The sequence below is a fragment of the Geodermatophilus saharensis genome (genome assembly GCF_900188205.1).
GTDB classification, from domain to species: domain Bacteria; phylum Actinomycetota; class Actinomycetes; order Mycobacteriales; family Geodermatophilaceae; genus Geodermatophilus; species Geodermatophilus saharensis.
Window position 1 is genome coordinate 41,807 of the sequence record NZ_FZOH01000012.1, and the last position, 15,677, is coordinate 57,483.

General features: G+C 76.0%; 16 protein-coding genes. 12 read left to right on the forward strand and 4 right to left on the reverse strand.

Features of this window, described 5'->3' with window-relative positions; translation table 11 throughout:
- Positions 1-7 precede the first annotated feature (7 nt).
- On the forward strand, positions 8-1,273 hold the full coding sequence (kynU, locus tag CHC04_RS22080) for a kynureninase (RefSeq protein WP_089406119.1): 1,266 nt from the start codon (positions 8-10) through the stop codon (positions 1,271-1,273).
- 60 nt (positions 1,274-1,333) lie between these two features.
- Here kynU and CHC04_RS24390 read toward each other — a convergent pair whose 3' ends face one another.
- Together CHC04_RS24390 and CHC04_RS22090 are read right to left on the reverse strand one after the other, a co-directional pair.
- On the reverse strand, positions 1,334-2,197 hold the full coding sequence (locus CHC04_RS24390) for an SCO6745 family protein (RefSeq protein WP_089406120.1): 864 nt from the start codon (positions 2,195-2,197) through the stop codon (positions 1,334-1,336).
- On the reverse strand, positions 2,194-2,721 hold the full coding sequence (locus CHC04_RS22090; protein WP_089406121.1) for an HNH endonuclease: 528 nt from the start codon (positions 2,719-2,721) through the stop codon (positions 2,194-2,196). The genes CHC04_RS24390 and CHC04_RS22090 overlap by 4 nt, the downstream gene beginning before the upstream one ends.
- A 211-nt stretch (positions 2,722-2,932) precedes the next feature.
- Between CHC04_RS22090 and CHC04_RS22095 the strand changes: the two genes are divergently transcribed.
- The 6 genes from CHC04_RS22095 to CHC04_RS22120 all read left to right on the forward strand — a co-directional run bounded on the left by CHC04_RS22095 (position 2,933) and on the right by CHC04_RS22120 (position 11,237).
- The gene (locus CHC04_RS22095) at positions 2,933-5,011 is read left to right on the forward strand and encodes a prolyl oligopeptidase family serine peptidase (RefSeq protein ID WP_089406165.1); all 2,079 of its coding nucleotides are present in this window, start codon (positions 2,933-2,935) and stop codon (positions 5,009-5,011) included.
- A 68-nt stretch (positions 5,012-5,079) separates the two neighbouring features.
- Positions 5,080-6,105 carry a mechanosensitive ion channel family protein gene (locus CHC04_RS22100; RefSeq protein ID WP_089406122.1) on the forward strand — a complete coding sequence of 342 codons (1,026 nt, stop codon included), beginning with the start codon at positions 5,080-5,082 and terminating at the stop codon, positions 6,103-6,105.
- Positions 6,102-7,397: an MFS transporter gene (locus CHC04_RS22105; protein WP_089406123.1), complete on the forward strand. Its 1,296-nt coding sequence runs from the start codon at positions 6,102-6,104 to the stop codon at positions 7,395-7,397. Before CHC04_RS22100 ends, CHC04_RS22105 begins: the two co-directional genes overlap by 4 nt.
- Entirely contained in the window at positions 7,394-7,828 is a 435-nt protein-coding gene (locus CHC04_RS22110; RefSeq protein WP_089406124.1) for a globin, read from the forward strand. Before CHC04_RS22105 ends, CHC04_RS22110 begins: the two co-directional genes overlap by 4 nt.
- Before the next feature lie 68 nt (positions 7,829-7,896).
- Positions 7,897-9,492, forward strand: coding sequence for a glycoside hydrolase family 13 protein (locus CHC04_RS22115; RefSeq protein ID WP_089406125.1), 1,596 nt, complete (start codon positions 7,897-7,899; stop codon positions 9,490-9,492).
- 212 nt (positions 9,493-9,704) lie between these two features.
- The gene (locus tag CHC04_RS22120; protein WP_089406126.1) at positions 9,705-11,237 is read left to right on the forward strand and encodes an ATP-binding cassette domain-containing protein; all 1,533 of its coding nucleotides are present in this window, start codon (positions 9,705-9,707) and stop codon (positions 11,235-11,237) included.
- A 51-nt stretch (positions 11,238-11,288) separates the two neighbouring features.
- On the opposite strand, the gene CHC04_RS22125 is transcribed toward CHC04_RS22120, so the two are convergent.
- A complete protein-coding gene (locus tag CHC04_RS22125) occupies positions 11,289-11,657 on the reverse strand; it encodes a hypothetical protein (RefSeq protein ID WP_089406127.1) in 369 nt (122 codons plus the stop codon).
- A 546-nt stretch (positions 11,658-12,203) separates the two neighbouring features.
- Between CHC04_RS22125 and CHC04_RS22130 the strand changes: the two genes are divergently transcribed.
- From CHC04_RS22130 to CHC04_RS22150, 5 genes are all read left to right on the forward strand, one after another.
- Entirely contained in the window at positions 12,204-12,767 is a 564-nt protein-coding gene (locus tag CHC04_RS22130; RefSeq protein WP_089406128.1) for a biotin transporter BioY, read from the forward strand.
- Entirely contained in the window at positions 12,764-13,504 is a 741-nt protein-coding gene (locus CHC04_RS22135; protein ID WP_217897508.1) for an energy-coupling factor ABC transporter ATP-binding protein, read from the forward strand. The genes CHC04_RS22130 and CHC04_RS22135 overlap by 4 nt, the downstream gene beginning before the upstream one ends.
- Complete coding sequence (locus CHC04_RS22140; protein WP_089406129.1) at positions 13,501-14,151, forward strand: energy-coupling factor transporter transmembrane component T; 651 nt, start codon at positions 13,501-13,503, stop codon at positions 14,149-14,151. Before CHC04_RS22135 ends, CHC04_RS22140 begins: the two co-directional genes overlap by 4 nt.
- Positions 14,148-14,675, forward strand: a complete 528-nt coding sequence (locus CHC04_RS22145) for an MOSC domain-containing protein (protein WP_176450145.1) — start codon at positions 14,148-14,150, stop codon at positions 14,673-14,675. The genes CHC04_RS22140 and CHC04_RS22145 overlap by 4 nt, the downstream gene beginning before the upstream one ends.
- 87 nt (positions 14,676-14,762) lie before the next feature.
- Entirely contained in the window at positions 14,763-15,200 is a 438-nt protein-coding gene (locus tag CHC04_RS22150; RefSeq protein ID WP_089406130.1) for a YccF domain-containing protein, read from the forward strand.
- Between the two features lie 10 nt (positions 15,201-15,210).
- On the opposite strand, the gene CHC04_RS22155 is transcribed toward CHC04_RS22150, so the two are convergent.
- A complete protein-coding gene (locus tag CHC04_RS22155; protein ID WP_176450146.1) occupies positions 15,211-15,624 on the reverse strand; it encodes an acyl-CoA thioesterase in 414 nt (137 codons plus the stop codon).
- Between the last annotated feature and the right edge of the window lie 53 nt (positions 15,625-15,677).

The following is a 15,677-nucleotide window of genomic DNA, read 5'->3' on the forward strand; positions in this document are numbered from 1 at the left end:
AGGACCCGTGGACCTCACCCGCGCCGCCGCCGAGGCGCTCGACGACGCCGACCCCCTCGCCGGGTTCCGCAGCCGCTTCGCCGGCACCGACGACGACGGCCCCGACCGGCTGCTCTACCTCGACGGCAACTCGCTGGGCCGCATGCCGCTGGACACCCCGGCGGCGCTGGCCCGGATCGCCGAGGAGGAGTGGGGCCGCGGGCTGGTGGGCTCGTGGGCGTCGTGGATCGACGTCGGCACGCGGGTCGGCGACGTCATCGGCACCGGCGTCCTGGGGGCCCGGCCCGGCGAGGTGCTGCTGGCCGACTCCACGTCGGTCGACCTCTACAAGCTGCTCGTGGCCGCCGCCGACGCCCGCCCCGGCCGCGACGTGCTGGTGTGCTCCGCCGACGACTTCCCCACCGACCGCTACGTCGTCGCCGGGGTGGCCGCCGCCCGCGGGATGACCGTCCGCGAGGTGCCCGCCGACGTCGACGAGGGCCTCGACCCGGCGGTGCTGGCCGGCGCGCTGGACGAGCGGGTCGCCGTCGTCGTGCTGTCGGTGGTGGCCTACCGGTCCGGGGCGCTGGCCGACGTCGCGGCGGTCACGGCGACCGCGCGCGAGGCCGGCGCGCTGGTGCTCTGGGACCTCTCGCACGCGGCGGGAGCGGTGACCCTGGACCTCGCGGCCACCGGCGTCGACCTCGCCGTCGGCTGTACCTACAAGTACCTCAACGGCGGGCCCGGGGCGCCGGCCTTCCTCTACGTGCGGCGGGAGCTGCAGGAGCAGCTGCGGCAGCCGATCTGGGGCTGGTTCGGTCAGCGCGACCAGTTCGCGATGGGCCCGGCCTACGACCCGGCACCCGGCATCGACCGCTTCGGTGTCGGCACCCCGCCGGTGCTCGCCGCCGCGGCGGTGGAGGTGGGCGCCGCGCTGGTGGCCGAGGCCGGGATCGACCGGCTGGCGGCCAAGGGGCGGGCGATGACCGACCTGCTGGTGGCGCTGGCCGACGCCTGCCTCACCCCGCACGGGACGGTGCTGGCCAGCCCGCGCGACCCGGCCCGCCGCGGGTCGCACGTGACGCTGGCGCACCCGGCGGCGTGGCAGCTGACCCAGGCGCTGGTCGACCGCGGCGTCGTCCCCGACTTCCGCACTCCCCACCGGGTGCGGCTGGGCCCGGCCCCGCTGTACACGCGGTTCGTCGACGTCTGGGACGCCGTCGACCGCTTCCGTGCCCTGCTCGAGGACGGCGCCTGGCGCGACTACCCGCAGGAGCGCTCCCGCGTCACCTGAGCCGTGCACTTCCGCGGAAGTGCACGGGAGGGTCCGGGCACTTCCGCGGAGGTGCCCGGGTCAGACGGCGTCGGGGGCGACGCCGATCGGGTTGCGGTCGGGGAACAGCCCCGCGGCGACGACGGCGCGGCGCACCGGGACGAGCAGCTCGGCCAGCCGGTCGCAGCCGGTGTCACCGAGTGCACGCCAGGGCCCGACGGCGAGACGGTCGGTGTCGGCCTCGATCGCGGTGGTCATCGCCAGCCCCTCGGCGCTCAGCTCCGCGCCGTCGAGCCAGCCTCGGTCGGTGAGCTCGCGGGCGGCGGCGTGCCACGCGTCGTCGTCCCACCCGCGGGCGCGCTGCAGCCACTCCCGGTCGACCCGCCCGGCCGCCGCCACGAGCACGTGCGCGGCCGCACCGGACACCTCGCGCTGCAGCAGCGCGGCGTTGTGCCCGTCGCCGCGGTGCTCGCGCAGCGTCGTCACCGCCTGCCACAGCACCAGGTGCGGCCGGTCGGGCCAGGGCAGGCCGGTGTTGGCCGCGGCGAGCGGGCGCCCGGGCAGGTCGACCGCCTCGGCGGCCCCCCGGGCCAGCGCCGCGGCCTCCGCCGCCTCGGCCGAGTCCACCCACTCCCCCAGCACCCGGCGCACCACGGCGTCGACCGCGGCCAGCCGGGCCTCGAGGGCCTCCGCCGGGGTCACCGCCGACCACACGTCCGGGACCCGGCGGGCGACGAAGGCCGGGGCGAAGTTGTAGAAGGTCGCCGTCACGACCTCGGGCCCGACCGGCCCCAGCGGCGCCGCGCGCAGCGCGAAGTACGTCGCCCAGAAGCCGGTCACGCCGGCCTCCTCGGCCGCCGAGCGGGTCTCGTCGGCGAAGTAGGTGACCGCGTGCAGCGGCTCGGCCAGCGCCCACAGCCGGCGGGCGGTGCCCGCAGACGTCATGCCGACACGCTCTCGGGGACGCCGAGCCACTCCCGCCAGCGGGGGTCCACCGTCCGCGCACCGAGCAGCCGCCACGCCGCCCCGCTGGGCGTGCGGGGCGGGTTCGGCAGCTTCCAGCCGAGCTCGGCCAGGGAGCGGTCGGCCTTGGTGTGGTTGCACCGGCGGCAGGCGGCGACGACGTTGTCCCAGGTGTGCGTGCCGCCCCGGCTGCGGGGCACCACGTGGTCGATGCTGGTCGCCGAGCTGCCGCAGTAGACGCAGGTCTGCCCGTCGCGGGTGAACACCGCCCGGCGCGACAGCGGCACCTGCGCCGGGTAGGGCACCCGCACGTACCGGGTCAGCCGGACGACGACGGGCACCGGCAGGCTCACCCTCTCGGCGTGGACGACCTCGGCGGCGGCGTCGACCGGCACCGCCTTGTCGGCCAGGACCAGCACGATCGCGCGGCGGCTGGAGACCACGCACAGCGGTTCGTAGGTGGCGTTGAGCAGCAGCGTGGCCGACGTCGTGCCGGACGAGGGCACGGGCAGCCGGGGGACGGGGACGGGGTCGCGTCGCGGACCTGGGTGGCCCACCGGCGACGACCCGGACGCGGAACGCGACACGGAGCACCTCCGACGCCCCGGACCGCCATACCAGGGCGGCCCGCGGGCAGGACCATCCTGCCCTGACCTGGGCACCCGGCGCTCGCGGGAAGCCGCGCTCCCCCGGACTCCGGCCGTTACGGTCGTGCGGGTGCGCTACCCCGACGCCGAACGGCTCGACCTGGTCGAGGACCTGCACGGCCACCGCGTGGCCGACCCCTACCGCTGGCTCGAGGACCCCGACGACCCGCGGACGGCGACCTGGACGGCGGCCCAGGACGCCCTCGCCGCCGACGTCCTCGGCGCCCTGCCGCTGCGCCCGGCCTTCACCGCCCGCCTCGAGCAGCTCGTGCACGCCGGCGCCGTCGGCGTCCCGGTGCACCGCGGCGGCCGCGCGTTCTCCACCCGGCGCGACCCGGGCCAGGAGCACGCCGTCCTGCGCGTGCGCGAGCCCGACGGCACCGTGCGCGTGCTGGTCGACCCGGTGGCCGTCGACCCGTCCGGCACCACCACCCTCGACGCCTGGTCGCCGTCGTGGGAGGGCGACCGGCTGGCCTACCAGCTGTCCACCGGGGGCGACGAGGAGTCGCGGCTGTACGTCCTCGACGTCGCCACCGGCGAGCGGCTCGACGGCCCGGTCGACCGCTGCCGCTACTCCCCCGTCGCCTGGCTGCCCGGCGGGGAGGAGCTGTTCTACGTCCGCCGCCTCGCACCGGACCGGGTGCCCGCCGGCGAGGAGCAGTTCCACCGCCGGGTGTGGCGCCACCGGGTCGGCGCCGACCCCGACGGCGACGCGCTCGTGCACGGGGAGGGCCTGGACCCCACCAACTACTACGGCGTGCGCACCAGCGCCGACGGCCGCTGGCTGGTCGTCTCCGCGTCGGCCGGCACCGCCCCGCGCGACGACGTCTGGCTGGCCGACCTGTCCGGGGACGGCGCGCTGCGCGAGTTCCAGGCCGGCGTCGACGCGCAGACCGCCGCCTGGGTGGCCCGCGACGGCCGGCTGTGGCTGATGAGCGACCGCGGCACCCCGCGGTGGCGGCTCGCGGTCGCCGACCCCGCCGACCCCGCGACGTGGGCACCGGAGGCGTGGCGCGACGTCGTCCCCGAGTCCGACGACGGCGTGCTCTCCGACGTCGCCCTCGTCGACGGCACCGACGGGTCGCTGCAGGTGCTCGCCGTCCACTCCGTCGACGCCACCGACCGGCTCTCGGTCTGGGCCGGCGACGGCTCGGGCCGGCTGGCCGAGGTGACCGCGCTGCCGCCGGGCAGCGTCTCGGGCGTGAGCGCGCCGCCGGAGGGCGGCACCACCGCCTGGGTCGGCTACACCGACTTCGCCACCCCGCCGTCGGTGCTGCGCTGGGAGGCCGCCCGGCCGACGGCGCTGGCCGAGGACGAGCGCGCGCCCGTGGCCGGCGAGGTGCCGGACGTGACCGTCGTCGAGACGCACGCCACCTCCCGCGACGGGACGCCGGTGCACCTGTTCGTCGTCTCCCGCGCCGGGGAGCCCGACACCCCGCGCCCGACCGTCCTCTACGGCTACGGCGGGTTCGACGTCTCCCTCACCCCGGCCTACTCGGCGCAGGCACTGGCCTGGGTCGCCGCCGGCGGGGTGTGGGCGGTGGCCAACCTGCGCGGCGGCTCCGAGCACGGCGAGGAGTGGCACCGCGCCGGGATGCGCGAGCGCAAGCAGAACGTCTTCGACGACTTCGCCGCCGCCGGTGAGCACCTCGTCGCGCAGGGCTGGACGACGCACCGGCAGCTCGCGGTGATGGGCGGCTCCAACGGCGGTCTGCTCGTGGGCGCCACGCTCACCCAGCGCCCCGACCTCGCCGCGGGCGTCGTCTGCAGCGCGCCGCTGCTGGACATGGTGCGCTACGAGCGCTTCGGCCTGGGCCGGACCTGGAACGACGAGTACGGCACCGCCGACGACCCGGTGGAGCTGGGCTGGCTGCTGGGCTACTCGCCCTACCACGGCGTCCGCGACGGCACCGCCTACCCGGCCGTGCTGTTCACGACCTTCGAGTCCGACACCCGCGTCGACCCGCTGCACGCCCGCAAGCTCGCCGCCGCGCTGCAGGCGGCCACGAGCGCCGAGGCACCGGTGGTGCTGCGCCGGGAGACGTCGGTGGGGCACGGGGCCCGGGCGGTCAGCCGCACGGTGGGCCTGGCCGCCGACCAGCTCGCCTTCCTGGCGGCCGCCACCGGGCTGACGGCACCGGGCCGATGACACCGGAGTGACGGAACAGGCGCGCCGGGTCTCGGAGAACCGATACCGACCTGACACCATGGAGGGTGATGACTGCCCCACCCTCCGTAGTCGCCGCTGACGGCTTCCTCGCCGAGGCCGTCCCCGACTGCGTCTCGGACCCGACCACCCTCTGCGCGCGGGTGTACGAGCTGTCCGGCATCGACTGGCTGGCCGGTAACGCCGACACGCTGATCGCCCGGCCGGCCCGGATCCTGCTGGTCCTGGTGCTCGCCGCGGTCGTGCGCCTCCTCGTGCACCGGGCCATCCGCCGGCTGACCGAGCGCACCGCGACCGGGTCGATGCCGACGATCCTGCGGCCGCTGCGCAACCGCGGCGGCGCCGGCGACCCCTTCGAGCCGGTGGCGGCCCGGCGCACCCAGCGCGCCGAGGCCATCGGCTCGGTGCTGCGCAGCTTCGCCTCGTTCGTGATCATGGGCATCGCCGTCGTGCTGGTGCTCGGCGAGCTGGGGATCAACCTGGCGCCGATCGTGGCCAGCGCGGGGGTCGTCGGCGTCGCGCTCGGCTTCGGCGCGCAGAACCTGATCAAGGACTTCATCGCCGGGATCGGGATCATCCTCGAGGACCAGTACGGCGTCGGCGACGTCGTCGACCTCGGGGAGGCCAGCGGGACCGTCGAGGCGGTGGGCCTGCGGATCACCCGGCTGCGCGACGTCAACGGCGTCGTCTGGTACGCCCGCAACGGCGAGATCCTGCGGGTCGGCAACAAGAGCCAGGGCTACGCGCAGGTGGTCATCGACATGCCCGTCGCGCACGACACCGACCTGGAGCGCTGCCGCACGGTGATGCAGGAGGTCGCCGACGAGATGTACGCCGAGGAGGACTGGGCCGCGGTGCTGCTGGCCGAGCCCGAGTCCCTCGGCGTGGAGCAGATCCTGTCGGAGGGGGTCTTCATGCGCGTGCAGGTGCGCTCGACCAACGCCGACCAGTGGCGGGTCGGCCGGGAGCTGCGGATGCGGCTCAAGGAGCGGTTCGTCGCCGAGGGCATCCGGACGCCGCCGCCGCTGCTCGGCGCCGCCTCGGCCGCCGCGGCGGGCACGGCCGGCGTCCGATGAGCGGGAACGGGGCCGCCGGCACGGCGGAGGGCCGGCCCTCGTTCCGGGCGGTCTTCGCCGTGCGGGAGTTCCGGCCGCTGTTCGGCACCTACACGCTGTCGACGATCGGCGACGAACTCGCCCGCGTGGCGCTGACCGTCCTCGTCTACCAGCGCACCGACTCCCCGCTGCTGTCGGCGTTCACCTTCGCGCTGAGCTTCCTGCCGTGGGCGCTGGGCGGGCCGGTGCTCGCCACGATCGCCGACCGGTTCCCGCGGCAGCGGGTGCTGGTCGTCAGCGACGTCCTGCGGGCCGGGCTGGTTGCGGCCATGGCGGTCCCCGGCACGCCGCTGCCGGTGCTGCTCGCGCTGCTGTTCGCCGTGTCGCTGTGCGCGCCGCCGTTCGAGTCGGCCCGCTCGGCGCTCATGGCCGACGTCCTGGAGGGCGAGCGGTACGCGGTCGCGACCTCGCTGACCAACGTCAGCCTGCAGGTGGCGCAGGTGGTCGGGTTCGTCGCCGCCGGCGCGCTGGTCACCGCGTTCGACCCGTCGGTGGTGCTGCTCCTCAACGCGGCGACCTTCGTCGTCTCGGCGCTGTGGCTGTCGGTCGGGCTGCAGCGCCGGCCGGCGCCGATCGAGCCCACCGACGAGCCGTCCTCGGTGTGGCGCGAGACCGGCGAGGGACTGCGGCTGATCGGGCGCAGCCCCCGGCTGGTCGCGATCATCGGCCTGCTGTGGACCGGCACGCTGTTCGCCAACGCCGCCGAGGGCATCGCCGCACCGCTCACCGACGACCTCGGCGAGGGCGCCGTCGCGCTCGGCGTGCTGCTGGCGGCCAACCCGCTGGGCGTGACCGTCGGCGGCCTCGTCGTCGCCCGCCTGCTCGGGACCACCCGCGCCGAGCGGCTCATGCCGGTGCTCGTCGTCCTGTCCCTCGCGCCGGTGCTGCTCGCCGGGCTGGTGGCGCTGGCGGCCGGGCCCGGGCGGGGGGCGTACGGGCTCGTCGTCGCCCTGCTGTTCGTCGCCGGCCTCGGCGCCTCCTGGACCATCCCGCTCAACGTCGCCTTCGTGCAGGCGGTGCCGCCGGCGGTGCGCGGGCGGGCGTTCGGCGTCGCGGTCAGCGGCCTCTACGGCGTGCAGGGGCTGGGCGCGCTCGGCGCCGGGCTGGCGGCCGAGCGGGTCCCGGCCGCCGCCGTCGTCGCGATCGCCGGCGGCCTGGGCCTGGTCGCCGTCGTCCCCCCGCTGCTCGCCCTCGCCCGCACCCGACCCGCCGTGGCGGGCCGGCACCGGACTGCGGGACCATCGGTGTCATGAGCGAGGCGAGCCGGTCCCTGCCCTCGGCGCGGACCTTCTACGAGGAGGTCGGCGGCGAGCCGGTCTTCCGGCGGCTGGTCGCCCGCTTCTACGAGGGCGTCCGCTCCGACCCGGTGCTCGCGCCGCTGTACCCCCAGGACGACTGGGACGGCGCCGAGACCAGGCTGCGCGGCTTCCTCGAGCAGTACTGGGGCGGTCCGACGACGTACTCCCAGCAGCGCGGCCACCCGCGGCTGCGCATGCGCCACGCACCGTTCGCCATCGGCCCGGCCGAGCGCGACGCGTGGCTGCGGCACATGCGCGACGCCGTCGACTCCCTCGGGCTGACCGCCGAGCAGGACGCCACCCTCTGGGGCTACCTGACGATGGCCGCCCGCAGCATGCAGAACCGCTGGCCCGACGACGCGCCCGGCGACCTCTCCCTCTCCTGAACCCGCGCGCAGCCGGCCGTCGACGACGACGGCGCTGCGAGCGCGCCCTCCGACACCCGAGGAGCCCGGTGACCCCGGTCGACCCTGCCCTGCACCCGTTCCGCCGTGCCGACACCGACTGGTGGCGCGACGCCGTCTTCTACCAGGTCTACGTCCGCAGCTTCGCCGACGGCAGCGGCGACGGCGTCGGCGACCTCGTCGGCATCCGCTCGCGCCTGCCGTACCTCGCCGAGCTCGGCGTCGACGCGCTGTGGATCACGCCGTTCTACCCCTCGCCGATGGCCGACCACGGCTACGACGTCGCCGACCCCCGCGACGTCGAGCCGGTCTTCGGCGACCTCCCCGGGTTCGACGCCCTGCTGACCGACGCGCACGCCCTCGGGATCCGCGTGACCGTCGACCTGGTGCCCAACCACACCTCCGACCGGCACGCCTGGTTCCAGGCCGCGCTGGCCGCCGGCCCCGGCTCGCCCGAGCGGGCGCGCTACCTGTTCCGCGACGGCCGCGGGCCCGACGGCGCGCAGCCGCCGAACAACTGGCCCTCGGTCTTCGGCGGCCCGGCGTGGACGCGGGTGCCCGACGGCCAGTGGTACCTGCACCTCTTCGCCCCCGAGCAGCCCGACCTGGACTTCACGAACCCCGAGGTCGTCGCCGACCTGGAGACGACGATGCGGTTCTGGCTCGACCGCGGGGTCGACGGCTTCCGCATCGACGTCGGCCACGGCATGGCCAAGCCCGAGGGCCTGCCCGACATGGTCCCGATGGAGGACACCGGCCTGCTCGACGACCACGGGCCCGGGGACCTCCGGTTCGACGACGAGGGCGTGCACGACGTGCACCGCCGGGTGCGGGCCGTCCTCGACGAGTACCCCGGCACCATGGCCGTCGGCGAGGTGTGGCTGAAGGACGACGACCGGCTCGCGCGCTACCTGCGCGCCGACGAGCTGCACCTGGCCTTCAACTTCAAGCTGCTGACCGCCGACTGGGACGTCGAGGACCTGCGCGACGCCGTCGTCCACTCGCTGGCCACCGTGGCGACGACGCCCGCGCCGGCGTGCTGGGTGCTGTCCAACCACGACCGCCCGCGGCACGTGACCCGCTACGGCGGCGGCGAGGCGGGCACCCGGCGGGCGCGGGCGGCGGCGCTGCTGCAGCTGGCGCTGCCCGGCTCGGCCTACGTCTACAACGGCGACGAGCTCGGCATGCCCGACGTCGACCTGCCCGACGAGGCGCTGCAGGACCCGATCTGGGAGCGCTCGGGCCACACCGAGCGCGGCCGCGACGCCTGCCGGATCCCGGTGCCGTGGTCGGGCACCGAGCCGTCCTACGGCTTCTCCGCCCGGCCCGACACCTGGCTGCCGATGCCCGCGGGCTGGGGGCCGCTGACCGCCGAGGCGCAGGCCGCCGACCCGGCGTCGGTGCTCTCGCTGTACCGGGCGGCGCTGCGCCTGCGCCGGTCCTCGCCGCTGTTCGCCGGGGAGTCCCTCGAGTGGCTGCCGGCTCCGGAGGGCTGCCTGGCGTTCCGCCGCCCGGGCGGGCTGGTGTGCCTGGTCAACGCCTCGGCGCGCGCCGTGCCGCTGCCGGAGGGCGCGGTCCTGCTGGCCAGCGAGGACGTCTCCGGGGGCGTCGTGCCGGCCGACACGGCGGTCTGGCTGCACGCCTGATGAAGGGCCTCCCTGCACCCACCCCTCGCTGTCGCTCGGGGCGGGACCGTGCAGGGAGGCCGTTCCAGCACCTCACCGGCCCCTCCGCTCGGGGGGTCGGTGAGGTCCGCCACGGGTAGGATCGGTCCCGGTACCCAGCGTCGCGGGGACGCTGCCAGCACGGTCCCTCGGCCCTGGTCGCGGGACCCGGTCCGGGGGAGGCCCGCCCGCTCATGACGTTGCTGCAGGTCCAGGGACTGACCAAGTCCTACGGGGCCAGGCGGGTCCTGCGCGAGGTCTCCTTCGCCGTCGACGAGGGCGAGGTCGTCGGGCTCGTCGGCACCAACGGGGCGGGCAAGTCCACCCTCGGCGACATCGTCGCCGGCATCACCCCGGCCGACGGGGGGTCGATGACCCTGCAGGGCTCCCCGTACGCGCCGCTGTCGGCCGACGACGCCCGCCACCTCGGCGTCGGCGTCGTCGAGCAGCTGGTCCGGATCGACCCCGCCCTCACCGTCGCCCGGGCGGTCTTCCGCGGCACGCCCCAGGCCGGCCGCCCGCAGGCCGAGCTGCGCCGGCAGGCGCAGGTGCTGCTCGCCGAGGTCGCCCTCGACGTGGACCCCGACACCCTGGTCGGCGACCTGCCGCACTTCGTGCACGGCCTGGTGGAGACCGCCCGCGTGCTCGCCGAGGACACCCGGCTGGTCGTGCTCGACGAGGTGTCGGCCGCGCTTCTGCCCCTGGAGGTCTCGCGGCTGCACGCCGTCACCGGCCGGCTGCGCCGGCAGGGCCGCGGCGTGCTGTACATCAGCCACCGGCTGCCCGAGATGCTCGAGGTGGTCGACCGGGTGCTCGTCCTGCGCGAGGGCCGGATCGCCCTCGACAGCCCGAGCGCCGACCTCGACCCCGAGCGGCTGGCCGCCGAGACGGTCGGCGCGCCGGTGGCCCCGCCGGCGCCGCGGGTCGCGTCGGTGGCCGCGCCGGTCCTCCAGGACGACGTCCCGGTGCCCGCCGACACGCACCCGGCTCCCTCGGGCGACGACGTCGCCCTGCAGGTGCGCAACCTGCGGGTGCCGGGCCGGGTCGAGGGCGTCGACCTGGTGCTGCGCCGCGGCGAGGTGGTCGGGCTGACCGGGCACCGCGCCTCCGGCGTCGCCGAGATCGCCGACGCGCTCTCCGGGGAGCTGCCCGCCGTCACCGACGAGCTGCTCCTGCACGGCGAGCCCCGGTCGCTGGGCCCGGCCGACGAGTGCCCGCTGCGGCTGCCGGCCTACCACCCCGACCAGGACGCCTACGGCGTCGACCCCGGCGAGACGATCGCCCGGACCCTCACCCAGGAGGCCTGGGGCGCGCTCACCGACATCCGCACGGAGATCGCGACGCTGCGCGGGGTCATCCGCACCGTGCACCAGTTCGACGTGAAGACGCTGAGCATCCGCACCGTCTTCGGCGCGCTGTCCGGTGGCGACCAGCACAAGCTGGCCCTGGCCCGGTGGATGGCCTCGGCCCGCGACGTCGTCGTGCTGCACGAGCCCACCCGCGGCCTCGACGTGCGGGCCCGCGCGCAGGTGCGCCGGCTGCTCGACGAGGCCACCGCGCACGGGACGTCGGTCGTCGTCGTCTCCGTCGACCCCGACGAGCTGGCCGAGTGCTGCGACCGCGTCGGCATCGTCTCCGGGGGCCGGGTCGCGCGCTGGATCGACACCCGCGAGCTCGCCGTCGACGCCGTCCGCGAGCGCATCGTCGAGGCGGCCACCGCCGCGTGACGGAGCACCCCACCGAGCGGTCCTGCGCCCGGTGAGGTGCTCTCGTCCTCGCTAGACGCTGACGGTGCCGGCGACCGCCCGCAGCTTGTGCCGGGCGAGAGCGAGGTTCGCCGTCACGCGGTTGAGCGCCAGGTAGATGAACAGGCCGGAGTTGCTCTGGCCCTTGAGCACGTTGATCAGGTGGTACTGGTTCTGCAGCGTGATCAGGATGTCCTCGATCTCGTCCTTGAGCTCGAGGTCCTGGATGGTGCGCAGCTTGGCGCGCACCACGTTCGAGTTCCCGGCGGCCGCGACGTTCAGGTCGAAGCCGGGCGTGCCCCCGCTGGCGAGGGCCATGCCGCTGTCGATGTCCACGATCGCGGCGCCGCTGGCGCCCTCGATCGCGAGCAGGTCGGCGATGATGTTGTCCAGCTGTGCCACGGGGATGGCTCCTGTCGTCTCGATGGGAGGACGCAGCAGCGGGCTGCTGCGCGCCGGGTCGGGAGGTGACCCGGATCGGCCGGAGGGACCGGACGTCTGTGTGTGCACGGGGCGCGGATCGGGCGCCGCCGCGTCCTGCGGTGCACCGGCGGGAGCGCGGTGCGCGGCCCTCCCGTCGACGACGGGTGGAGCACCGGGTGGTGCCGCCGGCCGGGACCCGTCGTCCGGGGCCCGGGCGCGAGGCTCCGTGGGCCGTTCGCCTGGTGTGGCGCGTCCCCACGTCCACAGCGACGCCCACCACCCGGTTGCCATGCCTGTCGTTCCGCCTTCGCCGAGGGGCTCAGGACCCCAGACAACACGGGTCCCCGGGGCCCGGCAAACCGGCCGGCATTCCTGCAGGTGAGTGGACCGACACCCTCGGCGACCGTCTCCGGGGGTCCCCCGTCCGGTCCGGAGCCCGCCCGGCCCGCCGCTCCCGCGCCGTCCTCCGGTACCTTCCGCCGAGACCGCGCGGGCCGCCGCCCGCTGCCTCTCGGAGGAGACACCGTGAAGACCCGGGACCTCGCCTACGTCGCCCTCTTCGCCGCGATCATCGCGGTGCTGGGCACACTGCCGGCCATCCCCGTCGGCCCGGTGCCGATCACCGCGCAGACGCTCGGCGTGATGCTCGCCGGTGCCGTCCTGGGGGCCCGCCGCGGCTTCCTCGCGGTCCTGCTGTTCCTGGTCCTGGTGGCCGTCGGGCTGCCGCTGCTGGCCAGCGGCGCGGGCGGCCTGGCGCCCTTCGCCGGACCGACGGCGGGCTACCTGTTCAGCTGGCCGGTGGCCGCCTTCGTGATCGGCTGGCTGACCGAGCGCACCTGGGACCGGTACAACGTCCTGGTCGGCACGGTGGTCAACGTCGTCGGCGGCATCGTGGTGATCTACGCGATCGGGGTCCCCGTGCTCAAGGCCGTCGTCGGCCTGCCGTGGGCCGAGGCGTTCTGGTCCGGTGCCGCGGTGTTCGTCCCGGGCGACCTGTTCAAGGCCTTCGTCGCCGCGGCCGTCGCCGACGTCGTCCGGCGCAGCTACCCGGTCATCGAGCGTCCCCGGCGGGCCGCCGGCGCCCGGTGAGGTTCCGCCGTCCCGGTGCGGCGCCGCCGGCCGACGACGTCGCCGACCCCGCGCGCGGCATCGAGCTGCGCGGCGTGGGGCACCGGTACGGGGAGCGGGTGGTGCTCGACGGCGTCGACCTGACGCTCACCGAGCGGCGCGTCGGCGTCATCGGGTCCAACGGCTCGGGGAAGAGCACGTTCGCCCGGCTGCTCAACGGCCTGGTGGTGCCCAGCGAGGGCCGGGTGCTGGTCGACGGGCTGGACACCCGCACCCAGGTGCGCGCCGTGCGGCGGCGGGTCGGGTTCGTGTTCCAGGACCCCGACGCGCAGATCGTGCACCCGACGGTGGCGGAGGACGTCGCCTACGGGCTGGAGAACCAGGGCGTCCCGCCCGACGAGCGGGCCGCCCGCACCGCCGAGGCGCTGGACCGCTACGGCCTGGCCGGGCACGCCGACCACCCGGCGCACCTGCTCTCCGGTGGGCAGAAGCAGCTCCTGGCCATCGCCGGCGTGCTGGTCATGCGCCCGGCCCGGGTCGTGTTCGACGAGCCCACCACCCTGCTGGACCTGGTCAACGCCCGCCGCGTGGCCGAGCTGATCGCCGGGCTCGAGCAGCAGGTGGTCGTGGTCACCCACCAGCTGGACCTGCTCGACGACTTCGACCGCGTGCTCGTCGTCGACGGCGGCCGGGTCGTCGAGGACGCCCCCCCGGGTCCGGCCGTGGCGGCCTACCGGGCGCTGATGGCGGTCCGGTGACGCTCACGCTCTACGTCCCCGGAGCCGGGGTGGTGCACCGGCTCCCGGCCGGGGTCAAGCTGCTGGCCCTGGTCGTCCTCGCCGTGGCGCTGTTCGCCCTGCCCTCGGTGACGGCGGCCGCCGCCGCGCTGGCGGGGGTGGTGGCCGTCGGACTGCTGGTGGCCCGGCTGCCGGCGGCCGTGCTGACCCGGCAGGCGCGGGCGGTCGTGTGGTGGCTGCTGGTGCTGCTGCTGGTCCACGCCGTGACCACCGACCTGCGCACCGGCACCCACGTCGCGCTGCGCCTGCTCACGCTGGTGCTCGCCGCGGCCGTGGTGACCGCGACGACGCGGGTGAGCGAGATGGTCCGGGTGGTCGAGCGGCTGTGCGCCCCGCTGCGGCTGGTCGGCGTCCGGCCGGCGCGGGTCGGGCTGGCCATCGCCATGGCACTGCGGTTCATCCCCGTGCTCGTCGAGCGCGCCGACCGGATCCGTGCCGCCCAGGCCGCTCGCGGCGGCACGGCACGCGGGGTCCGCGCCCTGCGGACGACGGTGGCGCCGTTGCTGGTGCAGGTGCTGCAGATGGCCCACGACGTCAGCGAGGCGCTCGACGCCCGCGGCGCCGACGACGACCCGCCCCCTCGCCGCCGCTCCCCGGAGGTCCCGTGACCGGCACGCTGACCGAGATCTGGCTGACGCCGACGGCGGCCGCGCCGATGCGGCGGGTGACCGCCGCGCGGCTGCTGGCCGGCCGGGGGGTCGAGGGCGACCGCTACGCCCTGGGCGGCGGCACGTGGGCGCGGTACCCGGACCTGGAGAAGCAGCTCACGCTCATCGACTCCGCCGACGTCGCCGCGGTCGCCGCCGAGGTGGGCGTCCCCCTGACGCCCGGGGACACCCGCCGCAACCTGGTCACCACCGGCATCGAGCTCCCGTCGCTGGTGGGCCGCTGGTTCGCCGTGGGGGACGCGCTGCTCTTCGGCGCCAAGCGCTGTCCGCCGTGCACCCACCTCGAGCGGCTGACCGGCGCGCGGCTGGTGAAGGCGATGGTGCACCGCGGCGGGGTCAACGCGGGGGTGTTCGCGGGCGCGGAGGTCACCGAGGGCGCCGTCGTCCGGCTGGTGTCGGAGGAGGAGGCGGCCGAGCGCGGGATGCCCACCGGCGCCGGCCGGCCGGTGCCGCGGGTCGTGTGACGGGCCGGTCGGCCGCCGCGCGCCGGTGGCGCCGCCCGGCCGGCGACCTCCGTGGAACCTCCGCGCCGTGCGGCCCGTGGTACCGGTGTGGACACGCTCCGGACACTGCTGAACCTGGTCTGGCTCGTCCTGCACGGCTGGATGCTGGCGCTGGCCTACGCCCTCGCCGGCCTCGTCGCCTGCCTGCTGGTGGTCACCATCCCCTTCGGCATCGCCGCGTTCCGGCTCGCCGGGTTCGTGGTGTGGCCCTTCGGGCGGACGACGGTGCGCGCACCGGGCGCCGGGGTGGCCTCGGCCCTGGGCAACCTGCTGTGGTTCCTCGTCGCCGGGTGGTGGCTGGCGCTGGTGCACGTCGTCGCCGGGATCGCGTTCTGCCTCACGGTCATCGGCATCCCCTTCGGCGTCGCGTCCTTCAAGCTCGCCGCCGTCGGGCTGTTCCCGCTGGGCAAGCGGGTGGTCGAGACCGCGCCGCCGCGCGACTGGATGCACGCGGGCAGCACCGTGGCGTACGCCACGGTGCGCTGACCCCCGGGCGTCACTCCCCCGGCTCGTCGGCCCAGCGCTCGAGGAACTCCTTCTCGTCCGCGCTGAGCCGGCGCGGCCGGTTGATGGTGAAGTCGAAGGGCACCAGCAGCGTGCTGCCGGTGACGGCGAGCCGGTCGTGGTCGAAGACCTCGTAGTGGCAGGTGAAGGAGGCCGCCCGCACCCCCGACACCCACAGTTGGACGTCGAGCGGGCGGGCGGAGTAGACGACCGGCAGCTTGTAGCGGATCTCGTGCGCGGCGACGACGGTGCCGCGGCGCAGGCCGGTGCGCTCCTCCAGGGAGGCGCGCTCGAAGAACAGGGCCACGCGGGCCATCTCGAAGTACTGCAGGTGGACGACGTTGTTGACGTGGCCGTAGGCGTCCATGTCCGACCAGCGCATCGGGACCTGCACCGTGTACCGCACGGTGCGACACCCTGCCGCACCGCCGACGGTGCCGTCGACGCGGCCGGGCGCCG

Coding starts and splice junctions, on each gene's coding strand:
- CHC04_RS24390 (WP_089406120.1), bottom strand. CDS start 2,197: ATGACGTCTGCGGGCACCGCCCGCCGGCTGTGGGCGCTGGCCGAGCCG.
- CHC04_RS22100 (WP_089406122.1), top strand. CDS start 5,080: ATGACTGCCCCACCCTCCGTAGTCGCCGCTGACGGCTTCCTCGCCGAG.
- CHC04_RS22105 (WP_089406123.1), top strand. CDS start 6,102: ATGAGCGGGAACGGGGCCGCCGGCACGGCGGAGGGCCGGCCCTCGTTC.
- CHC04_RS22110 (WP_089406124.1), top strand. CDS start 7,394: ATGAGCGAGGCGAGCCGGTCCCTGCCCTCGGCGCGGACCTTCTACGAG.
- CHC04_RS22120 (WP_089406126.1), top strand. CDS start 9,705: ATGACGTTGCTGCAGGTCCAGGGACTGACCAAGTCCTACGGGGCCAGG.